Origin of the sequence: Thermohalobaculum sediminis, assembly GCF_023487995.1 — a bacterium.
In the GTDB taxonomy this organism is placed as follows: domain Bacteria; phylum Pseudomonadota; class Alphaproteobacteria; order Rhodobacterales; family Rhodobacteraceae; genus Thermohalobaculum; species Thermohalobaculum sediminis.
On sequence record NZ_JAMFKN010000013.1, the window covers coordinates 41,623 to 65,165 of the forward strand.

General features: G+C 67.3%; 23 protein-coding genes and 1 pseudogene. 9 read left to right on the forward strand and 15 right to left on the reverse strand.

What is annotated here, in order from left to right:
- Window positions 1-3: 3 nt before the first annotated feature.
- On the reverse strand, window positions 4-684 hold the full coding sequence (locus M1105_RS19130; RefSeq protein ID WP_249581983.1) for a cupin domain-containing protein: 681 nt from the start codon (window positions 682-684) through the stop codon (window positions 4-6).
- Between the two features lie 186 nt (window positions 685-870).
- Between M1105_RS19130 and M1105_RS19135 the strand changes: the two genes are divergently transcribed.
- Together M1105_RS19135 and M1105_RS20870 are read left to right on the forward strand one after the other, a co-directional pair.
- On the forward strand, window positions 871-1,902 hold the full coding sequence (locus M1105_RS19135) for an XdhC family protein (protein WP_406600646.1): 1,032 nt from the start codon (window positions 871-873) through the stop codon (window positions 1,900-1,902).
- Entirely contained in the window at window positions 1,899-3,548 is a 1,650-nt protein-coding gene (locus tag M1105_RS20870; RefSeq protein ID WP_319936808.1) for an NTP transferase domain-containing protein, read from the forward strand. The genes M1105_RS19135 and M1105_RS20870 overlap by 4 nt, the downstream gene beginning before the upstream one ends.
- Before the next feature lie 7 nt (window positions 3,549-3,555).
- Here M1105_RS20870 and M1105_RS19150 read toward each other — a convergent pair whose 3' ends face one another.
- Entirely contained in the window at window positions 3,556-4,515 is a 960-nt protein-coding gene (locus M1105_RS19150; RefSeq protein WP_249581985.1) for a site-specific tyrosine recombinase XerD, read from the reverse strand.
- Complete coding sequence (locus tag M1105_RS19155; RefSeq protein WP_249581986.1) at window positions 4,512-4,652, reverse strand: hypothetical protein; 141 nt, start codon at window positions 4,650-4,652, stop codon at window positions 4,512-4,514. The genes M1105_RS19150 and M1105_RS19155 overlap by 4 nt, the downstream gene beginning before the upstream one ends.
- Before the next feature lie 213 nt (window positions 4,653-4,865).
- Between M1105_RS19155 and M1105_RS19160 the strand changes: the two genes are divergently transcribed.
- Together M1105_RS19160 and aroB are read left to right on the forward strand one after the other, a co-directional pair.
- Window positions 4,866-5,471 (forward strand): shikimate kinase, encoded by a 606-nt coding sequence (locus M1105_RS19160; RefSeq protein ID WP_249581987.1) that lies wholly within the window; start codon window positions 4,866-4,868, stop codon window positions 5,469-5,471.
- 7 nt (window positions 5,472-5,478) lie between these two features.
- Complete coding sequence (gene aroB, locus M1105_RS19165; RefSeq protein WP_249581988.1) at window positions 5,479-6,594, forward strand: 3-dehydroquinate synthase; 1,116 nt, start codon at window positions 5,479-5,481, stop codon at window positions 6,592-6,594.
- Window positions 6,595-6,863: 269 nt separating this feature from the next.
- Here aroB and M1105_RS19170 read toward each other — a convergent pair whose 3' ends face one another.
- On the reverse strand, window positions 6,864-7,823 hold the full coding sequence (locus M1105_RS19170) for a radical SAM protein (RefSeq protein ID WP_249581989.1): 960 nt from the start codon (window positions 7,821-7,823) through the stop codon (window positions 6,864-6,866).
- A gap of 303 nt (window positions 7,824-8,126) precedes the next feature.
- Between M1105_RS19170 and M1105_RS19175 the strand changes: the two genes are divergently transcribed.
- From M1105_RS19175 to M1105_RS19195, 5 genes are all read left to right on the forward strand, one after another.
- The gene (locus M1105_RS19175) at window positions 8,127-9,278 is read left to right on the forward strand and encodes a tyrosine-type recombinase/integrase (RefSeq protein ID WP_249582015.1); all 1,152 of its coding nucleotides are present in this window, start codon (window positions 8,127-8,129) and stop codon (window positions 9,276-9,278) included.
- Entirely contained in the window at window positions 9,275-9,889 is a 615-nt protein-coding gene (locus M1105_RS19180; RefSeq protein WP_249581990.1) for a hypothetical protein, read from the forward strand. The genes M1105_RS19175 and M1105_RS19180 overlap by 4 nt, the downstream gene beginning before the upstream one ends.
- Window positions 9,890-10,002: 113 nt before the next feature.
- Window positions 10,003-10,206, forward strand: coding sequence for a helix-turn-helix transcriptional regulator (locus tag M1105_RS19185; RefSeq protein ID WP_249581991.1), 204 nt, complete (start codon window positions 10,003-10,005; stop codon window positions 10,204-10,206).
- 496 nt (window positions 10,207-10,702) lie between these two features.
- Entirely contained in the window at window positions 10,703-11,005 is a 303-nt protein-coding gene (locus M1105_RS19190) for a hypothetical protein (protein ID WP_249581992.1), read from the forward strand.
- A 111-nt stretch (window positions 11,006-11,116) separates the two neighbouring features.
- Window positions 11,117-13,174 (forward strand): AAA family ATPase, encoded by a 2,058-nt coding sequence (locus tag M1105_RS19195; RefSeq protein ID WP_249581993.1) that lies wholly within the window; start codon window positions 11,117-11,119, stop codon window positions 13,172-13,174.
- A gap of 324 nt (window positions 13,175-13,498) precedes the next feature.
- Here the strand turns inward: M1105_RS19195 and M1105_RS19200 are convergent, their stop codons facing one another.
- The 11 genes and pseudogenes from M1105_RS19200 to M1105_RS19250 form a co-directional block, all read right to left on the reverse strand.
- Window positions 13,499-13,732, reverse strand: a complete 234-nt coding sequence (locus tag M1105_RS19200) for a hypothetical protein (RefSeq protein ID WP_249581994.1) — start codon at window positions 13,730-13,732, stop codon at window positions 13,499-13,501.
- Entirely contained in the window at window positions 13,716-14,183 is a 468-nt protein-coding gene (locus M1105_RS19205; RefSeq protein ID WP_249581995.1) for a hypothetical protein, read from the reverse strand. The genes M1105_RS19200 and M1105_RS19205 overlap by 17 nt, the downstream gene beginning before the upstream one ends.
- A gap of 96 nt (window positions 14,184-14,279) precedes the next feature.
- A pseudogene (locus tag M1105_RS19210) lies at window positions 14,280-14,438 on the reverse strand (IS6 family transposase); the annotation flags it as partial.
- Between the two features lie 307 nt (window positions 14,439-14,745).
- Entirely contained in the window at window positions 14,746-15,048 is a 303-nt protein-coding gene (locus tag M1105_RS19215; RefSeq protein WP_249581996.1) for a YMGG-like glycine zipper-containing protein, read from the reverse strand.
- Window positions 15,045-15,884, reverse strand: coding sequence for an MORN repeat-containing protein (locus M1105_RS19220; protein WP_249581997.1), 840 nt, complete (start codon window positions 15,882-15,884; stop codon window positions 15,045-15,047). The genes M1105_RS19215 and M1105_RS19220 overlap by 4 nt, the downstream gene beginning before the upstream one ends.
- Window positions 15,885-16,250: 366 nt before the next feature.
- Window positions 16,251-17,621, reverse strand: a complete 1,371-nt coding sequence (locus M1105_RS19225) for an IS1380 family transposase (protein WP_249581998.1) — start codon at window positions 17,619-17,621, stop codon at window positions 16,251-16,253.
- A 180-nt stretch (window positions 17,622-17,801) separates the two neighbouring features.
- Complete coding sequence (locus M1105_RS19230) at window positions 17,802-18,458, reverse strand: DUF3299 domain-containing protein (RefSeq protein WP_249581999.1); 657 nt, start codon at window positions 18,456-18,458, stop codon at window positions 17,802-17,804.
- 16 nt (window positions 18,459-18,474) lie between these two features.
- Entirely contained in the window at window positions 18,475-19,797 is a 1,323-nt protein-coding gene (locus M1105_RS19235; protein WP_249582000.1) for an ABC transporter permease, read from the reverse strand.
- Window positions 19,797-20,483: an ABC transporter ATP-binding protein gene (locus tag M1105_RS19240; protein ID WP_249582001.1), complete on the reverse strand. Its 687-nt coding sequence runs from the start codon at window positions 20,481-20,483 to the stop codon at window positions 19,797-19,799. The genes M1105_RS19235 and M1105_RS19240 overlap by 1 nt, the downstream gene beginning before the upstream one ends.
- Window positions 20,484-20,542: 59 nt before the next feature.
- Window positions 20,543-21,889 carry a metal-dependent hydrolase family protein gene (locus tag M1105_RS19245; protein WP_249582002.1) on the reverse strand — a complete coding sequence of 449 codons (1,347 nt, stop codon included), beginning with the start codon at window positions 21,887-21,889 and terminating at the stop codon, window positions 20,543-20,545.
- A 100-nt stretch (window positions 21,890-21,989) separates the two neighbouring features.
- Window positions 21,990-23,516 carry a serine hydrolase domain-containing protein gene (locus tag M1105_RS19250; RefSeq protein WP_249582003.1) on the reverse strand — a complete coding sequence of 509 codons (1,527 nt, stop codon included), beginning with the start codon at window positions 23,514-23,516 and terminating at the stop codon, window positions 21,990-21,992.
- Window positions 23,517-23,543: the final 27 nt, after the last annotated feature.

Genomic DNA, 23,543 nt, shown 5'->3' on the forward strand with positions numbered 1-23,543 from the left:
CGGTCAGGCGGCGGGCGCTGCCGGCTCGACGGCGAGGTGACCGCCCTTGACCCAGACCCTGGCGCCCTCGGGCCCTGCCACGGCGTCGAGCCGCGCGCCCCGCGGCAGGCGAAGCCAGCCATGCGGCCCGAAGGTCTCGCCCCCCTCGCGGAAGCTGCCGTCGAGCACGAGGATCTCGGCCCCGCCCGGCATGTCCGCTCCGACTCGTGCCCCCGGCGCCCAGCGCTCGAGCCGCACCGTCTCGCGCGCGTCGCGGTAGAGCGGCGCCACCTCGACCCCGGGCCGGTCGGGGGCTGCCTCGAAGCGCTGCTGCTCGGGCGGGACGCGCAGTTCGGTGCGGTCATCCGGCGCCATCTGCCAAAGCTTGACGAAGATCGTGCAGCCGGGCGCCGAGGCGGGCGTGTGGCGCGAGGTCGGCGGGTTGCGGACATAGGTGCCCGCCGGGAAGTCGCCGGTCTCGTCCTGGAACACGCCCTCGAGCACCAGGAACTCCTCGCCCCCGCCATGGGTATGCGCGGCGAAGGCCGAGCCGGGGGCAAAGCGCACGATGGTGGTGGCGCGGGCGACCTCGTCGCCGATCCGGTCGAGCATCCGCCGCTCGACCCCCGCGGAGGGCGACGGGCTCCAAGGCGTGCGCTCGGGGTGGACTGCAGCGCGGCGGTCGAAATCGGCGTTGATGCGCATGGCAGGCTCCTTTCCTTCGCTCCCGGGTCAGATAGGTATCGCGTGCCGGCGCCGATGCCCAGATCACGCATCCGTGCGCCCCTCGCCGCGACCCCGCCGCCTCTTGCCTTCGGGCCTGCCATGGCGCACCTGTGAGACGAGCCGCGCCCGGATCGAGTTGCACCGGGCAGGAGGGACGAGATGGCAATTACCGATCACGACCGCATCCCGGAAATCGCGCTCGACTGGCATCGCGCGGGCAGGGGGGCGGCGCTGGCGACCGTGGTGCAGACCTGGGGCTCGGCGCCCCGGCCGGTGGGCGCGCAGCTTGCGATCTCGGGCGCGTCCGAGATCATGGGCTCGGTTTCCGGCGGCTGCGTCGAGGGCGCCGTGGTGGTCGAGGCGCTGGAGGCGATCGGGGACGGCCGGCCTCGCATCCTCGAATTCGGCGTGTCGGACGCCGAGGCCTTCGCGGTGGGGCTGGCCTGCGGCGGCACGATCCGGGTGATGGTCGAGCCGCTCGGCAGGGGCGACGGCATGCCCGAGGCCCTGCTCGCCGATCTGGTGGCCGCGCGCGCGGCGCGCCGGCCCGTCGGCGTGGCCACCGACACCGGGGCGTGGACGCGGCGGCTGGTCGAGTACGCCGAGGACCCCGCCCGCTTCGACGCCGACCGCTCGGGCTTCTCCGACGACGCGCCGCAGACCTTCGTCGCCATCCACAACCCGCCGCTGAGGCTCGCGATCGTGGGCGCCGCGCATATCGCGCAGCCGCTGACGCTGATGGCGCGGGTGGCGGGGTACGACGTGACGGTGATCGACCCGCGCGAGGCCTTCGCCTCGGAAAGCCGATTCCCCGGCGAGGCGATCAGCCACGACTGGCCGGACGAGGCGCTGGCGGCGCACGGCCTCGACCTTCGCACCGCCGTGGTGACGCTGTCGCACGACCCCAAGATCGACGACCCGGCGCTGAGGGCCGCGATCCGGTCGGACGTCTTCTACATCGGCGCGCTCGGCTCGACCCGCACCCACGCGAAGCGCGTCGAGCGGCTGCGCGGGGCCGGCTTCACGGACGCCGAGATCGCCCGGATCGAGGCGCCCATCGGTCTCGACATCGGCTCGAAGTCGCCGGCCGAGATCGCCATCGCCATCCTCGCCCAGATGACCGAGCGCCTGCGCCGCCCGGCGACACGGCCGGTCGCCACGCCCGCGCCGCGCCGTGCGGCCGGGGGGCAGGGATGAGGTTCGGACGGCTCCCGCTGGCCGAGGCGCATGGCGCGGTCCTCGCCCATTCGCTGAGCCTGCCGGACGGCAAGCTGAAGAAGGGGACGCGACTGGGCGAGGCCGAGATCGCGCGGCTTCGTGCCGCCGGGGTCGCGTCCGTCGTCGCGGCGCGGCTGGAGCCCGGCGATCTGCCCGAGGACGAGGCCGCGGCCCGCATCGGCGCGGCGCTGGCGTCCGACGCCGCCGCGCTGGGGCTCACGCGCTCGGCCCCCTTCACGGGGCGGCTCAACCTCTACGCCGCTGCGACCGGGGTGGTCGAAATCGACGCCGCGGCGGTGGCGGCGATCAACGCGGTGGACGAGGCGGTGACGCTGGCGACGCTGCCCGACCGTGCACGGGTCGCGGCCCGGCAGATGGTGGCGACCGTGAAGATCATTCCCTACGCGGCGCCCGAGGCGTCTGTTGCGCGCATCGAGGCGCTCCTGGCCGCGCGCGAGTACCCGGTGCTGCGCCTCCACGGGCTTGCCCGCACCAGCGCCACGCTGATCCTGACGCGCGTCGCCGGGATGAAGCCAGCGCTGGTCGAGAAAGGGGCCGAGGCGGTGCGCGCCCGGCTCCGCGCGCTCGGCATCGCGCTGGCGGCCGAGAGGGTGGTCGATCACGACGAGGCCGCGCTTGCGGCGGCGCTTGCCGCGGCGCCCGGTGCGATGGTGCTGATCCTCACTGGCTCGGCCACCTCCGACCGCGCCGATGTGGGGCCGGCGGCGCTGGTCGCGGCGGGCGGGCGGCTCACCCGCTTCGGGATGCCGGTCGATCCCGGGAACCTGCTGTTCCTCGGTGACCTGTCCGGGCGCCCGGTGATCGGCCTGCCGGGCTGCGCGCGCTCGCCCAAGCTCAACGGTGCCGACTGGGTTCTGGAACGGGTCGCCTGCGGGCTCGACCCCGATGCGGTCGAGATCGCGACGATGGGGGTGGGCGGCCTGCTCAAGGAGATCCCCTCGCGCCCGCAGCCTCGCACCGGCGAGGCCGAAATCGCGGCGGACGACGCTGGCCGCCGCCCGCGCGTCGCCGCCATCCTGCTCGCCGCCGGGCAGTCTCGCCGCATGGGTGGCGCCGACAAGCTGACCGAGGAGGCCGGCGGCCGACCGCTGCTCGCCCGCGCCGCGGCCGCGCTGAAGGCCAGCGCGGTCGACGGGGTTCTGGCCGTGCTGCGGCCCGGCGACGCCGCCCGAGGCGCGGCGCTCGTGGGGCTTGGCGTCCGCGTGGTCGAGAACCCGCGCGCGGCGGACGGCATGGGCACCTCGATCGCCGCGGGCGTGGCGGCGCTGGGGCCGGGGGCGGATGCGGTCTTGATCGCGCTGGGCGACATGCCTGATCTCGACCCCTCGGACATCGACCGGCTGATCGCGGCCTTCGACCCGGCCGAGGGCCGCGCCATCGTGCGGGCACTGGGCGCCGACGGCACTCCCGGCCACCCGGTCATCTTCGGCCGCCGCTTCTTCGAGCCGCTGCGCGCGCTCGAGGGCGACACCGGCGCCCGGGCGGTCGTGGCCGAGCACCCGGATTTCGTGGTCGACGTGACGCTCTCGGGCCGCTCGGCGCTGACCGATCTCGACACGCCGCAGGACTGGGCGGCATGGCGCGCGCGGCAGGCGGGCGGCTGAGCTCGGATCAGTCCTTCGCCAGCGGATGGTGGGTCAGCACGAGTTGGCGCAGCCGCTCGTCCAGCACGTGGGTGTAGATCTCGGTCGTCGAGACATCGGCATGGCCCAGCAGCGTCTGGATCACCCGCAGGTCGGCGCCGTTCGCCAGCAGATGCGTGGCGAAGGCATGGCGCAGGGTGTGGGGCGATATCCCATCGGGTTCGAGCCCCGCCCGTGCCGCCAGCCCCTTCAGCGCCGCCCAGAAGGCGACGCGGCTCAGATGCCCGTCCTTGCCGCCCGACGGGAACAGGAAGGGCGAGGGGCGCCCGCCGGCGCGCCGGGCGGACGCCTCGGCCGCGTCGCGCGCCGCCAGCCACTCAGCCAGCGCGGCGCGCGCCGGCTCGGACAGCGGCACCATGCGCTCGCGCCCGCCCTTGCCGCGCACCATCAGCATCCGCGGATTGCCGCGCGCGGCCTGCGCGGGAAGGCCAACGAGCTCGCTGACCCTGAGGCCGGTGGCGTACAGGAGCTCGATCAGGCAGTAGAGCCGAAGCGCCGCGCCCGGCCCAGTGGCCCCGGCGGCTGTGCCGGGATCGGGCATGGCGGCGCGCCGGGCCGTCTCGATCAGGCGCTCGACCTCCTCGACGCCGAGCGTGCCGGGAAGCTTGCGCGCTGGCCGAGGGCCCGAGATGCGGGCCGCCGGGTCGTCCTCGCGCCAGCCCTCGCTCAGGGCGAAGCGCATGAACTGGCGGATCGCCGAGAGCCTGCGCGCCCGCGTCGCCGGCGCCATGCCGGCATCGTCGAGCGCGGCAAGGTATGCCTCGATCTCGGCGCGTCCGGCGCCGGCAAAGCCTTGCCCGCGCGCCCCGAGCCATGCGGCGAAGTCGCCGAGGTCGCGCGCATAGGCCGCGAGCGTGTTGCGCGCGGCGCCCCGCTCGGCTGCCATGGCCTCGAGGAAGGCGTCGAGCCAGCCCGCCTCGCGGCTCATTGCCCCGCGGCCGGATTTTCCAGCGGCACGGTGACGGGCTCGCGTGGCGCCTCCAGCTCTGCGAACAGCGCGTAGCCCACGAGCGCCAGCGCCGCCAGCACGATCAGACGGAATAGATACTTCAGAAGCCTGCCCATGCCTCTCGCCCCCTGCCGCGGGTTCCCGTGTCGCGCTGGCGTGCGTGTCCCACGCCTTTCGCACGACGCGGCGCCGGCGGACTTTCGCCGCCTCGCGGGCTGGTGTAGACCCTGACCCCGCGCGAACCGCGCCGGCGCGCTCCGCCCGGACCCTAACCCGGAGGGGCCGTGCGGGGCAATCACCGGAACGGCCCGGAGGCGCCGGGAGGGACGATGCAGGGAGCGAAAGTGAGCGTGGATCGACGTGCCGCGACATCGCCGGCAGGCGGCCGCGTCCTCGCGCGCTCGGTGGTCCTGATCGGGTTGATGGGCGCGGGCAAGAGCTCGGTCGGCCAGCGCCTGGCCGAGCGCCTGGGCGTCCGCTTCGCAGATTCCGACGCGGAGATTGAGCGCGCCGCCGCCATGACCATCCCCGAGATCTTCGAGCGCTATGGCGAGCCCCACTTCCGCGACGGCGAGCGGCGCGTGATCGCGCGCCTGCTGCACGAGCCGCCGATGGTGCTGGCGACGGGCGGCGGCGCCTTCATGAACGCCGAGACGCGGGCGCTGATCGGGGAGCTGGGCATCAGCGTGTGGCTCAAGGCCGACCTCGACCTCCTGGTCGCGCGGACTGCAGGGCGCACCCACCGGCCGCTGCTGAATCGCGGCAACCCGCGCGAGATCCTGGCGGGGCTGATCCGCGAGCGCTACCCGGTCTACGAGACGGCCGCGGTCACGGTCGAGAGCGAGGCCGGGCTGAGCCATGACGACATGGCGTCGCGCATCATCGCGGCGCTCGAGGCACATGGCGCGCTGACCGGCGTGCCGCAGGAGAAGTGAGACGGGCATGGAAACGGTTCGGGTGGGCCTGGGCGCGCGGAGCTACGACATCCTGATCGGCCCCGGCCTGATCGGACGGGCGGGGGCGCTGATCGGGCCCCGCCTCGCGCGGCCCTTCGTGGCGATCGTGACCGACGAGACGGTGGCGGGGCTGCATCTGGAGCCGCTGCGCGCGGCGCTGGCGGCCGAGGGGGTGGCCAGCGAGGCGATCATCCTGCCGCCGGGCGAGGCCACGAAGTCGATGGCGAATGTCACGCTGGTGGTCGAGCGTCTGCTGGAGCTGAGGGTCGAGCGCGACGACCTTGTGGTCGCGCTGGGGGGCGGCGTGATCGGCGACCTCGCGGGTTTCGCGGCCGCGATCCTGCGCCGCGGCGTGGGCTTCGTGCAGGTGCCGACGACGCTGCTCGCGCAGGTCGACAGCTCGGTCGGCGGCAAGACAGGGGTGAATTCGGCGCATGGCAAGAACCTGATCGGTGCCTTCCATCAGCCCCGGCTGGTGCTGGCGGATATCGACGTGCTGGGAACCCTGCCACCGCGCGAGCTGCTGGCGGGCTATGCCGAGGTGGTGAAATACGGGCTTCTGGGCGATGCGGCCTTCTTCGAGTGGCTGGAGACGCATGGGCCGGATCTGAGGGACGGCGATGCGCTCGCGCGGCTCCACGCGGTGCGGCGGTCCTGCGAGATGAAGGCCGAGATCGTCGCGCACGACGAGCACGAGCGCGGCGACCGGGCACTGCTGAACCTCGGCCACACCTTCGGGCACGCGCTGGAGGCCGCGACGGGGTATTCGGCCCGGCTGCTGCATGGCGAAGGGGTGGCGATCGGGATGGCGCTGGCCTTCGATGTCTCGGCCCGGATGGGGCTGTGCCCGCAGGAGGCGCCGAGCCGGGTGGCGGCGCATCTGGAAGCGATGGGGATGCGGCGCAGGCTCGCCGACATTCCCGGCCCGCTGCCGGACGCCGAGGGGCTGATCGACCTGATGGGACAGGACAAGAAGGTGCGGCAGGGGCGACTGACCTTCATCCTGGTGCGCGGGATCGGCGAGGCCTTCGTCACGCGCGATGCCGACATGGCCGTGGTACGGGCGGTGCTGGAGGACGGGCTGGCCGCGCGCGCCGCCTGAGCGTCGGGGCGGCACGAGCCCGCCCATCGAGGGCAGGCCCGCGCCTTCGCCGCTGCGCGCCGAGCCGGGGCGTTGCCCAGGCGTTCTCGTCTATCGTGATGCATGCGCGCCGCCGCTGCGGGGTTGCGCTTCCGGCGGTCCATGTCGTGCAGTGCCGGGGGCCTTGCTGGGCCTCGGCGTGCCAGGTGCCGCGCATCTTCATCGGGGCCCCGGGCCGAGCCCGGGGCAGCGCAGGGTTCGGCGGCGGTTCCGGTCGGTGCGGCCCGGCCTCAACCCGAGCAGCTTGCCCCGCCCAGAACGCAGAACTTCGCGCAGTGGGGGTGGTTGAGGGCGATCGGGCGGGCGGCCTCGGCCAGCGTGCGGCCTAGCTCGAACTGCGGGTCGTAGGCGAGCAGGGTGCAGGCGAGCACCGAGGGAGCTTCGGCGCCCCGGCGCTTCGCCACCATTCGGGCGTTCGAACACATCACGCTGTCGGGGTGCTTGTGCAGGATGCCCCAGCAGCTTTCGGTGATCTCGGGCACCTCGACGCCTTCGTCCATCTCGGGGAACAGCACGCAGGCCAATGGACTGGCCGCGTCGATGGCGAAGCCCTCGGCGGCGAAGAGGCGGGCATAGCCGGCGCGGGCGTGGGCCTCGGTCTCGCCCCAGACGGTTCGGCCGGCGACCGCCATGCGGATGCCCGCGTCCCTGAGCCAGCGCATCCCCTCGACGGTCTTGGCGAAGCTGCCGGTCCCGCGCTCCTCGTCATGGCGCTCGGCGCTCCAGTGGTCGAGCGAGACGCGCAGCGTCAGGTGCGCGCCGAAGCGGCGGGCGAGGTCGGCGAGCCCGCGGCGCATGCCCGCGCGCATCATCGGTCGCATGGCGTTCGTCAGGATCAGCACCTCGTGGCCCGCCTCGAGCGCGGCCTCGGCCATGCCGATCATCTCGGGGTTCATGAAGGGCTCGCCGCCGGTGAAGCCGATCTCGCGCACCGGCAGGCGGTCGCGCGCGATCTCGGCGAGATAGCCCTCGACCTCGGCGCGGGTGAGGTAGGCCAGCGCGTCATTCGATGGCGAGGAGAGGATGTAGCAGTTGCGGCACTCGATGTTGCAGAGCGTGCCGGTGTTGAACCAGAGCGTCTCGAGCGCACGCAGGCCGACCTTTGCGCGCCGCTCGCCCTTCGCGGTCCACTCCGGGTCGCGGAACTTGCCGAGCGGTGCCGCCTGCGCTGCCGCGGTCTGATCGTTCATGGTCGTCCCTCGCCTGACGCTACGGCTCTCAGTTGGCCGCGCGCGGCGATGAAGTCAAACGGCTTCGCGCTCACAACCGATTGAAATCGGGCGCCGAAATGTTTCAGACGTGAAGGGGAGGTGGAGCGGGTAGCGTGCTTCGAACTATCTATCAAGGTGGAACGGTTTTGATCACGGTTGATTGGAAAAAAACATGTCAAGACATGTGCTTGACAGTGGTTTGCCTCTTGCAATGCCATGCACCCGCCCCCATTCTCATCCAACCCAAGTCAAGACATTGGGGTGGATAGAAAGGTGGACGAAATGCGTCCAATCAACAAGCTCACCGACCGCGCGGCCCGGACCGCGGCCCCCGGGAAGTACAATGACGGGGCCGGTCTCTGGCTTGTGAAGCGCTCCGATGGCGGCGCGCAATGGGTGGTCAGAATCGCGATCCATGGTCGACGCCGTGAAATGGGGCTGGGAAGCCTCTCCGAGGTTTCACTCAAGGAGGCGCGCGAAGCAGCACGATCGGCCCGGGCGCAGGCGCGGAGCGGTGTCGACCCGATCAGGGAGCGCCAGCGCCGGCGTCGTGAAGCCGAGGGTGCCGCGCACACTCTCGCGGAAGTGACCTCCGACTGCTTTGCTGCACGCAAATCCTCCCTCAAGAACGAGGGAAAGGCGGCCCGCTGGATGGGCCCGCTCGAATGCCACGTTCTTCCGCGGCTTGGCGAGTTTCCCGTTGCAGAGATCGACCAGAACGGCATTCGCGATGTGTTGGGGCCGATCTGGCACGAAAAACCTGCCGTCGCGAAAAAGGCGATCGAGCGGCTGGGGGTTGTTCTACGCCATGCCGCCGCTCTCGGCCTCGATGTCGACATTCAGGCGGTCGCCAAGGCGAAGGCGCTGCTTGGCAAGCCTCGTCACGAGGTCCGGCATTACCCGTCTCTTCCCTGGCCAAGAGTGCCGGAATTCTACGCCTCGCTCGGCGACGGCGCGACTCAGCTCGCGATGCGGCTCCTGATCCTGACGGCGGCGCGATCGGGAGAGATCCGGTTGATGCGGGAAGAGGAGCTCTCGGGGGATCTCTGGATCGTCCCGGCAGAGAGGATGAAGGGCGGCATCGAACACCGGGTTCCGCTCTCGGACGAGGCGCTGCGGGTCGTCGAGGCGGCGCGGCAGCAGGCCCGAAACGGGTACCTGTTTCCGGGGCAGCGAGCGAAGCCGATCTCGGACATGACGCTGACCGCGCTGATGAAGCGTCGGGGGATGGAGGAAAGACCGCATGGGTTTCGGTCGTCTTTCCGGACGTGGTGCGCCGAGGCCACCGATACACCCCGCGAGATCGCCGAGACGGCACTGGCACATGTGTCCGGGGGGAAGGTTGAGCTCTCCTATCGCCGGACCGATTACCTCGAACACAGACGGGCCCTGATGCAGCGATGGGCCGATCACGTGACACGGAGGATGGAATGAACGGGTTCGCACCGTCGGATAATGATTGGCGGACGCCAGTCGAGGTTTTCGAGGCCGCAGGGAAAGGCGGGACGGACAAAGGTGATCCGACCCGGCTGATCGGGCGCCTGAGAAGTGGCGAGCCACTTTCAGAGCTAGAGCGGGAGGCGTTGGCGATGACGCTGGAAGGCGCGCTACCGCCGAAAAAGAAGCGTGGGCGTCCTAGGAAGAGGAGCAAAGATCGTGGCCCAACTTGGTTGGCTGCAAAGCTCCACTCAGAGATTGAAATCGCTCGCCTGAGTGCACAGGACACAGCCGAGCGTAAGGGCCGCAAGCCCCGCGCAGCCCGCGGCTGGGCGGACGAGCTCAGACTGGACGTGGCGCGCCACTATCGCCTCCCGATCGATGATCTCGAAGACGCTGATCGTGACGAACTCCGCAAGGAGCGCGCCCTTCGCTTCTTGAAGCGCCCGCTGTCCTTCGAGGGACCGGCACAAGACGCCCGAGCACTCGTCTCGAAGATGTTTGCGGTCTGGGCAGCGCCCGAGCAGCCTAAGGTCTGGTTCAAAGTCGGTCGATATGACCACGGCACAAAGTCAATCACGAAAATGAGCGCTCTAAAGTCCGATTAGTCGGATTGGATCGTTAGGCCTCTTCCCTGGCAGCCTATCCCCATCGGAAACCTTGGGGATCGGCGCCATGCGATCGCATGCCGGTCTCCCCGACAGCCAGAGGAGAGACGGCCATGCGCTATCTCACGCTCGATGATCTCCGCGGGAAACTTGGAGGACGATCGCGAAACGCGATCTTCGCCGACATCGACCGTGGCCTCCTTCCAAGACCGATCAAGCTCAACCAGAGCCACGGCGGCCGAAACTACTGGCTCGAAAGCGAAGTCGACGAGGCCATGGCGCGTCTGTCGGAAGCCGGACGGGAGGCATCCCGATGAGCACCCACGACCCTGAGACGTCGGCCGAGCGTGCGCCGGCATCAGCCGAGACCATGGCGCCCGATCCTTCGGTGCCAGTCCGCAGGCCCGACGGTGACCAATCCGGTCGCGACCCCGTATGCGGCATGTCCCCGCCCTGACATCCCCTAAGAACACTGGATCGACGAAGGCGCAGCCGGACGCGGGACGGTCTCCCGCAACCTCATGTACGAACTCGAGGAGCACTGAGATGCATTTTCCAACGAAGCCCAGCGGAGCACCTTATCTCCGAATCGAAGGCAACACCGGCCAATTTACGCTCCCGATGTCGGACGGGACCAAGAGATCACTGGATCCGACCGGGATAATCCTCGATCTCGACATCGCTAATGCCGTCCAAGGTTGGCTCTGTGTCGATGAGCAGGGGGCGAACTGGGTTCCACTCACGACCCGAGATGGCTGGGCGAAAACGCCCGCTCCGTCTCCCGATCATGCACCCGGCGTGAGCCTCGACCTCATGAGCGACGCGTTCCCCGAGCCGAAGGTGCGGCGGCTCCGCGCGAGCTCGCGCGCGGTGACGACCTTCATCGCCGGCGTCGCCAACACGGCCGGCGACATCCCAGCGGGAAAGGCCGTGCGGGTTCGGATCACCGGGGTCCAGCTGGTCAAGATCGGTCGCGGCACGTCCGTCGACCTGAGCTTCGAGGTCATGCCGCGCGACGAATGGCCCGACCTCGCAAGCTTCGATCGCGATCCCGGTGGGCCGTCCACGACGCCGAGCTCCGCGTCCGGCGACGGCGAGCGCGATGAACTCTTCTGATCGTGCCTGTGGGCAAAAGTGCCCCCTCGGCCCGGACCCGCGGTGCTTCGGGTGGAGCGGCCAGGGGGCACCCCTGCGGACCGTGGCTGTGAGACGTGGCGAGGGCAGCTGATGTGGTTCCCCAACTTGGAGTCTCAGCACTACTGGCAGGCCGCGGGGCATGCGGAAATCTACGCAGCCGCCGTCGAGATGTTCGGTGAGCCCAACCGCGAGCACTCGACGCCCGAAGACTTGCGGTTCGGCACGCGCGGATCGAAATCCGTCGCGCTGACGGGTGCGAAGCGCGGGCAGTGGTACGATCACGAGGAAGGCAAGGGAGGCTACCTTCCGGTCGCCCACGACGACCTCGCGAAGCACCTTGGCGTAGCTGGAAAGCCGGTGGCGCTCGGACGCGGAACTGGCCCAAGCCCACACAGTGCCGCGGAGGCAACTGGTGCCGCGAGCGACGCGCAGGGTGGCACGGGTGAACGGGAAGCACGTGCGCGTGCCTTGTGGGAACGCTGCGTGCAAATTCCCGGCACGATCGCGCAGACGTACCTGGAAGCCCGCGCGATCAACACGCGGGTGCCCCCGGACCGGGTCGCATTCCATCCGTCCGCTCTCGACGGGAAGCCCTGCTGCGTGTTCCGCGTGACGGATCGTGCCGGCGAAACCGTCGCGGTTCAACGCGTGCCGCTCCTGGCGGACGGCTCCGACCGCGATCGGAGCCTCGGCAAGAAGTCACTTGGCCCGATCGGTTCCGGCTTTTTCGAGCTGAGCGACCCGGACCCGAAGATCGACCTCGTCACGGAGGGCCCGGAAGACGCGCTCGCGGTTTGGTGCGCCCTCAAGGAGCACGGAGGGGCCCCGAGCCTGCGCGTTGTCGCGATGTGCGGCCAGCGGTGGCGCCAGGCGGCGGACGCATTCCCCGGGGCGGTGTTCATCGCCGACAGCGATAGCGTCGTTGCCGCCAGTGCCGCGGCGATCTCATGCCAGGGGCGGGTGCTGAATCCATCGCCCCACAAGGACGCGAACGACCTCCTGATCGCCGAGGGACCGTTTGCCCTGGCAGAACGGCTCAGGAAGGCACCGAGAGCGAAAGGGGAGAAGACGGCGGAGGCGTGCGGTGCCTCGCCGCGACCCCGGCTTTGGTTGCGGGATGCGGCGCCCGTGCTCGAGAACCTCGACGCCGTGAAGGGCTGGCTGCCAAGGCGCGGGATTGCGACCCTCTACGGCCCGCCGGGCGCGGGCAAGACATGGCTTGCACTCGACATGGCCGCCCACATTGCCGCCCGCGTGCCGTGGCACGGTCTACGCGTGAAAGGCGGTGCCGTCGTCTATGTCGCCTTCGAGGGGACGGCCGGCATGCAGAATCGCCTCGTGCCCCTCCGCGCTCGTGTCGGCGACGCGCCTCTCGTCGTTCTGCAAGGGGGTGTTGACCTCTGTGATCCCGCCTCTGTCGCCGCCCTGATCGCGGAGATCCGGGACATCGAGAAAGTGATCGATGAACCGGTCGCCCAAGTATGGATCGACACCCTTGCCCGCGCCATGGGCGGGCAGGACGAGAACGCACCGGATGGCATGGGGCGCGCGCTGGCCGGCGCGAGCCGCATCGAGGCGGCGATCGGCGGGCTTATCGTCCTCGTGCACCACACTGGCAAGGATACCTCGCGCGGCGCGCGCGGGCACTCCTCGCTCAAGGCCGCCGTCGATGCGGAGATCGAGGTTGCGCGGGACGACGACATCATCATCGCGACCGCCAGCAAGCAGCGGAACGGCGCGGATGGGGCGACATTCTGCTTCCGCCTCCAAACTGTCCCGCTCGGCCTGGACCGGGATGGCGAGGCCGTCACGACATGCGTCGTCGCGCCGCTCGATGCCGATGAGCTCGCGAAGGTCGACGACCCGAAAGGGGCGAAACCCTCGCGAGTGCAGCAGGCCGTGCTCGAGGCCCTCGAGCAGTTCGTGAACGACCAGGGGAAGGGCGCTGAAGGGGAGGCCGGCTCGCCGACAACGCGCGGCGCCGGGGCGGTTGAGATCGACGAGTTCCTCAAGTTCGCGGTGGATCGAGGGGTATCTCAGGCCAGGACGCCCGGGGACCAGCGAAAGGTGATCCGTCGCGTCATCGAGGAGCTCGTCCGCGCAGGCCGGGTCCGACGCGAGGACACGCGGATCTCCGTCCTGTTCTGAGCGGGACCGGGATCTGGCGGGATATATCCCGGCCGGTCCCGCGGGACTTGGGACCGGGACCCTATAGAGAGGAATCCCGGTCCCCCTTCCCCCTTGGAGAACCCCCATCCCCCGCGCACCGCGCGGCGGTGGTGGCTGTCTCACGTCACGGGACCTCTGACCTGCGGCCTTCGGCCTTGGTCCTCGGTCCCTTCGAGGCGGGCATTCTCGCGGTGTCCCTGTCCGAGGGCGTGGGCGCTGGTGCGGCAGAAACGCAGCACGCGCTCGATGAGTCTGCCTTTGGAGAGATTAGACGACGGGGCAATGCCGACAGTGGACCGCCGTCTATTTGGAGTGCTGCTCGCCCGGGAAGAGGTTCTCGCGCTCGACCGCGGCGATCACCATCGCGAGCAGGTTCGGCGGAAGCAATCCAGGGCCCGACTCCCGAAAGTGCGCATTGAGTGCCAAGAGTTCATCCATTGTCAGGCGCGGGATGAGTTCATTCCAGTATTTGCCATGATCGGGCTCTCGCCGCCTCATCTCGAGGCGTCGGACGCGCTGGTCAAGCCTGGAGGCCATTACCGAGCTCAAGAGCCTCTATCCGCCGGGCGAGGTCCTGCGTCTCGATCACCCGCCGCGCCGCTTCGATAACGCCAGCGATTGCCTGCGCCTCCTCGGGCGACACCTCGCCGCCGGAGACGCTTTCGACAAGCCGAACGGAGGCTGCCGCGAGGTCGGCAATGGTATTGACCGGGCCAAGCTCAACCGCGATCGGGCGGCCCTTTCGGACGGGGAGGATGCGATCGAGGCAGAGGCGCAGAGCGCCGACATCCCCGCCAAGAGCAGCCTCCACGGCGGCGCGAGTAAGGCCCTCGGCCTCGCCCTGGAGCAGCGCTTCCGCCGCCAGCGTCGCCTTGTGCCGGGCACCCAGTGGCCGTCCGGGATTCCCCGTTGTAAACCGGCCGTGCGCATCACGGCCTGCCGTTGTGACACCGTTGTTCCCGCTCGCCATGAATTCCAGATTGTCCATTGTCGATCTCAGATTGGGGTATCATGATACCCCAAGTTGCCCTGTCAGGCCAAGTGTCGGGTCAACGCGCGACCGCCAAACAGCGAAGGGATGCCACCAGAACCGGATCGTCTCGTGGCTGATGTCGATGCCGCGCTCGTGCAGCAGGTCTTCAACATTCCGCAGCGATAGCGGGAAACGGACGTAGAGCATGACCGCCAGGCGGATGATCTCGGGTGACGTTTTGAAGTAGCGAAAGGGGTTGGGTTTGCTCATGCTACGAGGGTAGGGAGGCGGCTATTCCGCCTCAAGCCAAGTTCCTTTGACATTGCCACGCAGGCCGTTGACCTCCTTGGCGCTCTTGTTGTGAAGGTGCTGAAATTTGGCCTGGCCGGTCAGGACCGCGTCCAGCGATCGAAGAAGCAAGTCGACGTTGGCTCGCTAACCTGCGTTCGACTATTTTCGGATCCCGGGCTTTATAACCTCGCGCGCCTCGGGTCAGTCGGCGTAGATGTTTGCGAGGACAAGATCGCCTTTTGAGGGCGGATCATCCGGTTCAGGTCAATCTCGGCCGTAGCTGCCCTCAGCACTTCCGGCACCCATGCGCGTGGCCCCGATACCGATCGCGGTCCCGATACCGGTCGCGGCGCTCGTTCTTCCGGATCTGACCGACGATTGCGCCGGTCGCCGCCCCCACGGCCGCGCCGGTCGCGGCACCTCGGCCTCCGCCGACAATGGCACCGAAGACGGCGCCGGCCCCCGCTCCGCGCAACGAATTCCGAGCGACCGGTCCGGCTTCGGCCACGGTGACGGGCGCGGCCGCGTAGACCATGGCGGACAGTGCGAGCGAGATCGCGCTGAGCTTGACGATTCGAAGGGCGATCATTCGACTTTCTCCCCGTTGCTCCACGTCTCGGTCGACTGCTTGCCCTCGGCACTGGTCACGAGCACGAGGCCATCCGGCTTGCCGTTGACGAACCGGCCCTGGTAGGTGGCCCCATCCGGTGCGACATACGTCCCGGGACCGTTGGGCTTCCCACCGTCGAAAGCTCCGACATAGTCGCCACCCTCGGCGCCGAGGAAGCTGCCGTAGCCGGCCGGCTCTCCGGCCCGGAACTCGCCAAAGTAGAAATTGTCATCCGGCATCACGAGGATGCCGTGACCATCGCGCTTGCCGTCGAGAACCTCGCCGAGATAGGTCTCACCCTCTCCGGTCTCGTAGTATGCGAATGCAGGTCCGACCGTCGCCCCGTCCTTGATCTCGCCCCTGACGAGAGAGCCGTCCGGAGCGGCGACCGTTCCTCGAACGTGCGAGACGCCGTCCAGCAACTCGCCGCGAAAGCGAAACCCCGTGGAGCTGACGAGCGTCCCCTCGCCGACAGGCTTTCCGTCGGCAAACGCGCCGGAATACCGCGAGTATCCGCCCTTATCGTCACGGAAAACGACGGTTGCCTCACCGTTCAGCTTGCCTTCGCGCATTTCCCCGAGGACGCGGTAGGCCAGCCCGTCGGCGTCGTTCCAGACAGCGACGCCGACACCCGAGGCCTTCCCATCGACGCAGGCCCCCTGCCACGACACGGTCTCGTGCGCCTCGGCTTGCTCGGTTGACCAGAGGGCGCATCCGCTTGCCGGGTCCTTCAGCCAGACCTCGGGAGACGCGAGCCCGGGATAGCCGGTCCCGCACAGAAGGAGCGCGAGTGCTGTCACCGTCAGTTTTCTCATCCAGCATATCCCATTTGCATTCCCTTCACTCAGTTTGAGGCCCATGGGGGTGTATGATCAAGCTCGGGCTCGTCCGCACAACCTTTCGCAATGGCCTCGTGGAAGGCGAACGCCGTGCAGATTGCCCTCCGGAGTGAAAAACTGTCCGCCGAGATTCCCCGGTTGAGTTCGTGTTGATGACCGTGCCGGCGACGACGGCGATAATCAAGCCAAGGGTCTCCGTTCCAGCCCGCCGTGCGTTCCACGCTGGGCTCGGATAGCGCGCCATGGGCCGCTCCGCCTTGCAATGAGCATGGTTCTGGCGCGTTCCGGTCGCACCTCTTCCGTCACCGGCACTGCGTGTCGACGGTCTTGCGGTGGTCGTTGTCATGCGGATACCGCCGCGGCCGGCGGCCCACGGAGCCCGTTGATCAGGCCGAGGATGCCGGCGAAGATTGACCGCGGCAGCGCCGCCTCGGCCATCTGGAAGATGGCATAGCGGGCGTGGCGCACGAGCCGAGCACCGGTCTTGATCAATCTTTCGCGCAGCGAGGTCAGCAACCAAGCCGCAATCTCGTCGGGCGTCGCCAGCGTACGCAGGAAGTTGGCGAGGTTGAAGGCCAATGCATGAAGCTGAAGCCGCACGGCGTTGGTGGCGAAGCGCATGCAAGAGAGGCGGGTCCACTTCAGCGCGTGCTTGCCCTCCTTGATATGCTGCTCGGCGGTGCCACGCTGGTTGTAGAACGCCAGAACCCGCTCGCTCGGCAGGCTGCGGTTGGTGACGATGAAACCGACACGCGGGAACAGCTCGCCCGGATGGAACTCGACCTTGGCGACCACGCGGCGCGGCTTCGCCCAACTCTTCGCCCGGTAATGAAAACTGGTGTACTCGCGCACGACGTGGTTCGGCGGCCGACCGGGGCGGCGCTTCATCAGCCACCCGATCTGCTCGTACAGCTTGGAATTGCTCTTGATGCGGATGGCGTAGTCCCAGCCCTCGGCCTCCAGCAGATCGAACAGGGTCAGGATGGCAAAGGCGGCATCGGCGCGGAACCGCCGTCGGATGATCGAGGGACGGGCCTTTGCCGAATACCGCGCCAGCACGGGCTTCAGGACATGTTCCCAGCCATCGGCGCTGTGCACGTTGCCGGGCCTGAGCGCACACCGCTCCAGGTCGCCATACTGGTTAAACACGAACAAGGGATGCAGGCACTTCGACTGGAAGTGGCCGTTCCAGACCGCGCCCTCCTGTTCGCCATGCACCGGGCTTTCGGAACTGTCCATGTCAAGCGTGATGCTCTTCGGTGGCCGCCTGTCGTGAACGGCGTCGATCCAGCGGCCAGGCAGATCGGCCAGGGCTTCGAGGTTCCCGGGCCATGTCAGCATCTCAGTCTCGAACCGGCCCATGGCGGAGGCCGAGGCCGCGCCATGCTTGACAGCCCGACCGCCGACGAGCTGCCGCATCACCGATTCACGGCGCAGCCGGTCGGCGTCGTTGACGTCCTCGCAGCCGGCGAGGCGCGAGAAAATCGACTGTCGCAGAAGCCCGGCGAGCCGATGCCGGCCGTTCCGACCGGTACGAGTGTCGGCGAGAAACTCGGCCGCCATTTCATTCAGGCCGAGGGCGTCGTCCAGCTCCCTATGCAACAGCAAGCCGCCGTCTGAGCTGATCGAGGAACCGCGGAATGTGAGCTTCAAGGAGCTGTCGAATTGGAGCCGCAACGGGCCGGATTCCACTTCACCCACTGGGTTCGCCACCAAATCCCCGCTCCATCGTGGTTAACCTTTTGCAAAGGCGAGGTTATCACGCTTCAGGATGCCCGCGAACTGACGTCCATCGGGGAAATGCGTGTTGACAGTACCCTCGTGGATGCGACGCTTTCGCCGCCACGTGTCGTCCGCCATGCCGAGATATCGATCGGTCCCGTGCGCCGGCGTTCATCCGCCGTACTCCTCGACCAGCACCGGCTGCATCGTATAGCTCACGGCGACCGGAGCCTGTCCGTCGACATACCCGACGTCCTGAACCGAACTCTGTGCGACCATGGTCCCGGTGATCCATACGGGAGTGAAGAGTCCGTTGACCTCGATCCCCTCGGGATAGACCACATGGACGATCTGGTTGGCAGGCGGCGGCGGGGTGTGGACGCAGGCGCCGACCGTTGGCACCAGCAGGAACTCGACGGCCTTTCGGTCCTTGAATTCCAGGGGCAGCACATAGCCCGGCATCCGCACGCTGCTGCCTACAAGATCCTCGTTCACCGCCGAAGCCGCCGCTTCGCGCTTCCTTATGATCTCAATGCGCGCGGCGAACAGGCCGTCAACGTCAAGGCCCTCTTCGGCCAGCGCACGGCGCAATCCGTCCACCCCGGCGCGCGCCTCGGCGTCATCGCCCCGCTCGGCCCTTGCTTCGAACCGCAGGATCTGGCGCAGCGCGTCCATCTGGTCGTCGGTGAGGCTCGCAAATGGATTCTCGATCGCGGCGGCCGGCGGTGCGAGCATGTCCCAGGAAATTGTCCTCGTATCAGGCGCCTGCGCGAACGCGGGGAGTGCGAGACAGGCCAGCATCGAGGCAAGCCGCAAGATCCTGATCATGAAGAAACCCCTTCGGTCACAGCCGAACCGACAGCCCGTCGGCCAGCGTCATGCGATAGACCCGGTAGGCCGGGATCAGCGAAGCAAGGAGCCCGGCGCAGAAGATGATCCCGAGGATGGCCAGTTCGCGCGCGCCCAGAACATCGAGGCCCAGCCGCAATCCGAAGCGCGCCGACAGGATCGGGTCGGTCACGATCGTGGCCAGCGTGAGCAGCACCAGGCCCACTGCCAGCCCCGCCGCGGTGAGAAGGGCGGCTTCAGTCACGATCAGGCCAAAGATACGGTTCGGCGTGGCGCCGACCGACCGCAGGATCGCAAATTCGCGGCGGCGGGTGTCGAGAGTGGCCGAGAGCATGACCACCATGCCAATCATCCCCGCCACAGCCACGGCCCAGGCCATCAGCCGCATCACGCGTTCCGCCGTCCCGGTGATCCCCCAAAGCTCGGCTAGCGCCACCGCCGGGAGAACCGCGCTCAACGGGTCTGCGGTCCGATCGTTGATGGCGCGCTGCAAGCCGAGCACAGCCGCCCGGTCGGAGAGCCCCACATAGACGGCATTGATCCGGGCGGGTTCATGACTGTGCCCGGCCTCCACGCTTTCGTGTTCGCCATGTTCTTCATGCGCCTCGTGCGCAGCATCGTCCGCATGATCCTCAGCCAGAAGGGCGGAGGGGTCGAGGGGATCCACCAGTGACGCTTCCTCCTGCGCATGAAGGGCGTCGAACCCTTCTAGCGTGACGAAGACCATGCGATCGACCGCTGTGCCAGTCGGCGCGAGCACGCCCGAGATGGTGAAGGGCGCGTCGTCATGAACGTCGAACGAGACCTCGCCGGAGCCATGGGCGTTGACGATCACCGCACCGGGAGCATAGCCGAACCGCGATGCGACCTCGGCCCCGACCACGGCGGCATCGGCCATGTCCCCGGCAAAAAAAGCGCCCTCAGCCAGCGACAGAGGCTGTCCGCCAGAGTGTCGGAAATGCTCGAAATACGAGCCATCGGTCCCGATCACCGGATAGCCGCGATGGTTGTCCCCCATCTGGATCGGCACGGCCCAGGCGACCTCGGGCCGATCTTCCAGCCACTCGAAGCTCTCCCATGTCATGCCGGTCCCGGTGCCTCCGACGCCAAAGACTGTGGCCATCAGGATCTGCACCGGATTGCCGCGCGGCGCCACGATCAGATCGATCCCCGACGCCGAGTTGGCGAAGCTGTCGCGCGCCCCGTCTCTCAGCCGTTCGACCCCGAGGATCAGCGCGACGCTGAGGCCGATAGCCGTCACGGTCAGACCGGCGACGAACCGGCGGTTCCACAGGCTGCGAAGGCTGAACCCCAGCATCAGGCGGCGCTCCGGTTCAGGGCCTCGAAATCGACACTGCGGTCAAAATGGCGCTCGAGACTGCGGTCGTGACTGACGAACAGCAGCGCCGTACCCGCAGCCGCACACTCCCGCGCCAGCAGGTCGACGAAAGCCGCCTTGGCGGCTTCATCGAGCGCCGAGGTCGGCTCGTCCGCGAGGATCAGGTCCGGTTTCCCGATCAGCGCGCGCGCGGCCGCGACTCGTTGCTGTTGCCCGACGCTGAGTTCGTTGGCCGGCTTCGACGCCAGAAACGGACCGGACAGACCCAGTTCGTCGAGCAAACGCTGGGCGGTTCCAGCTGGCTCGTCGCCCGCACGCGCGCGGCGACGCGGGGAGAACCTGCAGGGCAGCAGCACATTCTCGAGTGCGCTCAGCCATGAGATAAGGTTGAACACCTGGAAGATCATGCCGATGTGATCTACCCGGAACCGATCCCGCGCGCCGCCTCGCATGGCCCCGAGATCCCGCTCCGCCACGCGAACGGCCCCCTTTGGCACATCGACCACGCCTGCGATCGCAGACAGCAACGTCGATTTCCCGCACCCGCTCGGCCCATAGAGGAACAGCCTTTCGCCGGACGCCAGAGACAGCGCGTCAATGTCTAATGTGCTGCGCACCGCGGGCGGCCAGCGGTAGACGAGCCGTTCGATACGCAATGGGTGCATAGTTCGGTCTCACGGCCATGAAGTTGCCCGCCGGTTTTCACCACGGGCGGCGGACGGTTTCACTGAAGCGTGTTCTTGTAGATCACGCCATCCTTCATGATGATTTTCAGATTATCGACGTTGGTGACCGCCTTGAGGTCTTCAAGCGGATTGCCCTCGACCAGCAGAAGGTCTGCATAGCCGCCCACGGCAACCGTACCAAGCGAACCTTCCTGATAGGGGTTACGCATGTCGCCGCTCAACTTGAACAACTCGCCAGCAGTGCTTGTCGCCATACGCAGGATCTCAACAGGCTCGAACCACGGGAGCAAACGCTCCATCTGCTGTGTTTGTTTGGCAAGCTCTTCTTCGGGAAGGAAGAACAAGTCTGTCCCGTATGTCACCTTCAGATCGGGGAATTTCTTGATGGCCTTGTAAACCCGTTCTGTGCCCTGACATACCAGCGCAAGCTTGGAGTTCGAGAAATCATCCAACTGTGGCTCGCTGCAGACTGTGAATGGCTGGGTACTCAGGAAAACGCCTTCGTCGGACATTCGCTGCAAGGTCGCATCATCCAGCAATTGTCCGTGGCCCACGTCCTTGATACCCGCGTCAATCGCCCGGTTGATCGCGGAGGGGTGATACGCGTGAACGGTCACATAGGTGCCCCAATCCCCAGCCGTATCCACGGCCGCCTTGATTTCGTCAAAGGTGAATTGATTGCCCAAAAGTGGGTCGGCAGGGGACGCGTATCCGCCACCGGCTGCCAGTTTGATATGCGATGCGCCGTTTTTCAGGTTTTCGCGAACCGCAACAAGCACCTGATCCGCGCCATCCGCAATATAGGCATGGCCCTGCCTTTCCCAATCGGTTGTCGTACCGCCGTATTGAACATGGGTTTGATTGCCGAACCGAAAGTCGAAATGCCCGGCTGTCTGGCCGATCAAGGCCCCTGGCGTATAGATCCTCGGGCCGGGAATCAGGCCTTCGTCGATGGCGGCTTTCAGACCGAAGACATTGCCGCCCATATCCCGAACGCTTGTGATGCCACGCATCAACATGCCTTCGGCGTCCACGGTCGCGCGGATATAGCCATAGGAAGCGTGACCCGTCAGCATTCGCATCTGAGAGATAGAGGAATAGGCCAGATGGGTATGCGTGTCGGACAGGCCCGGCATCAGCGTCCGCCCGCCACCGTCGATCACCGTGCCACCCGCGATCGCCAACGGTTCGGTCGACACTGCGGTGATCAGGTTGTCCGTCACCACGACGTTGGCATTTTCGATCAGGGCTTCGTTGACGCCGTCAAAGACGTTGACGTTCGTGAACAGGATCGGCCCGGAGGCGTCCTGAGCAACCGCCGGCAGAGCAACGCTGGCGGCGACGGCAAGCGCCGCGGTCAGGGTCTTTAGGTTCAGTTTCTGCATTGGACTTCTCCTGGTGTCGATGCAGCGGGTTCGGTGGAGAGTTCGATCTGCGCTGTGCAGGATCGCCCCTCCACCGTAACCGTGGCTCTTGCCGACCCGGTTATTCGAAGACCGATCCGGAGAGCGAGAATTCGTCGACCGCCCCGTCGGACCGAATGAAGATCCGGTGGTTGAATCGCACGTAGTTGAGTGCGCCAGACGGATCTTCGAGCAATTCGCCAAGGGCTCCGGTGTTCGGGCCTTCGGTGATGATGAAAAAGCCCTCGGCCGTGTTGGCCACATTGGCAGGCGCGGGATCCGCTCCCTTGGTCAATGCGGAGAACTGGACAAACACATATTTGTCGCCCTCTTTGCGGATCTCGATGTTTTGGGAATTACCCTTGAAGACGCCGACGAAGGGGTCGAGCACAGACGGATCAACGCCCGCGGCGACCGGAGAGTCGGCCTCGAGTCCCGTGAAGGCTTTGACCATTGCATTCGCAACTTTCTTGTAGGCCTCGGCTCCGCGATCGCTGTGGACCAAAACCACCACGGCAAAGTCGTGATCCGGGATCAGCTGCAGAAAGGAACGCGTGCCGGGCCAATTCCCGCCGTGGCTGGGGCTGGTGACCCCGCCGTAGTCGTGGATGAACCATGTCAGGCCGGTAAAGTCGCCGGCCTCGGCCTCGACTGCCGGAGCGTGGGCATAGTCCAGCGCTTCTTTTGACAGCATCTGGTTCCCGGCGGCGTCCTTGCCGTCCAGCTGAAAGCGGGCGTATTTCAGCATGTCGCTAACCGTCGACCGGAGCGCGCCGGAGGCTGCGGACTCTCTTATCAACGGAATGTAGTACGGCTTGAGATCGCTGATGTTGCCTTCGCCGTAGATCGGCGGATGACCCCATGCGTAGTTTTCAGCCGGCGGGGTGGGGTCGTAGTTAAAGGATGACGAATCCATGCCGAGCGGAGTCAACAGGTTCTCTTCGATCAGGGTCTCGATCGGCTTTCCGCCGACATGCGACACCACATGGGTCGCGAAGGTGATGCTGGTGTTGTTGTACATCCAGGTTTGACCGAACGGATAGAGCTGCTCGACGTAAGCCGCCTGGAGCATGACCTTCTCGCTGATCGACCCGCCCGGAGGAACACGAAGGAACCCATGGTCGCCATACCAGCCAGCGCGATGGTGGAACAGGTCAACGACCCGGGCTTTCGACGTTGCGTCGGGATCCGCGACCCTGAACCACGGCAGGAGGTCGACGACACGCGCGTTCAAATCCAGCTCGCCCCGTTCGGACTGCTGCAGGGCCACCGTCGAAAGGAAGGTTTTTGTCACAGAGCCAATTTGAAAATGCGTATCAGGGGTAACGGCCTCGTCGGTGCCTACCTTGGTGACACCGAGCCCGGCGCTGTAGGCGTTGGGCCCATGGATGACCCCGACAGCAAGCCCCGGGATGTTCATTTCCTTGATCAATTCAGCAGTTTCGGCGAGGATCGCATCAAAGGTCGCCTGGCCCTCCTCCTGTGTCATGAACTGTTGGCTCTGCTGTGCAAGCGCCGGTTGAATCGCAAATGATGATGAAGCCGTAATGGCAAATAACATTTTTATTATGCTCTTCACCGGATTTTTCCTTTTTATTGGGTCCTTCACCAGATTTCTCCTGCTGATATGACGATG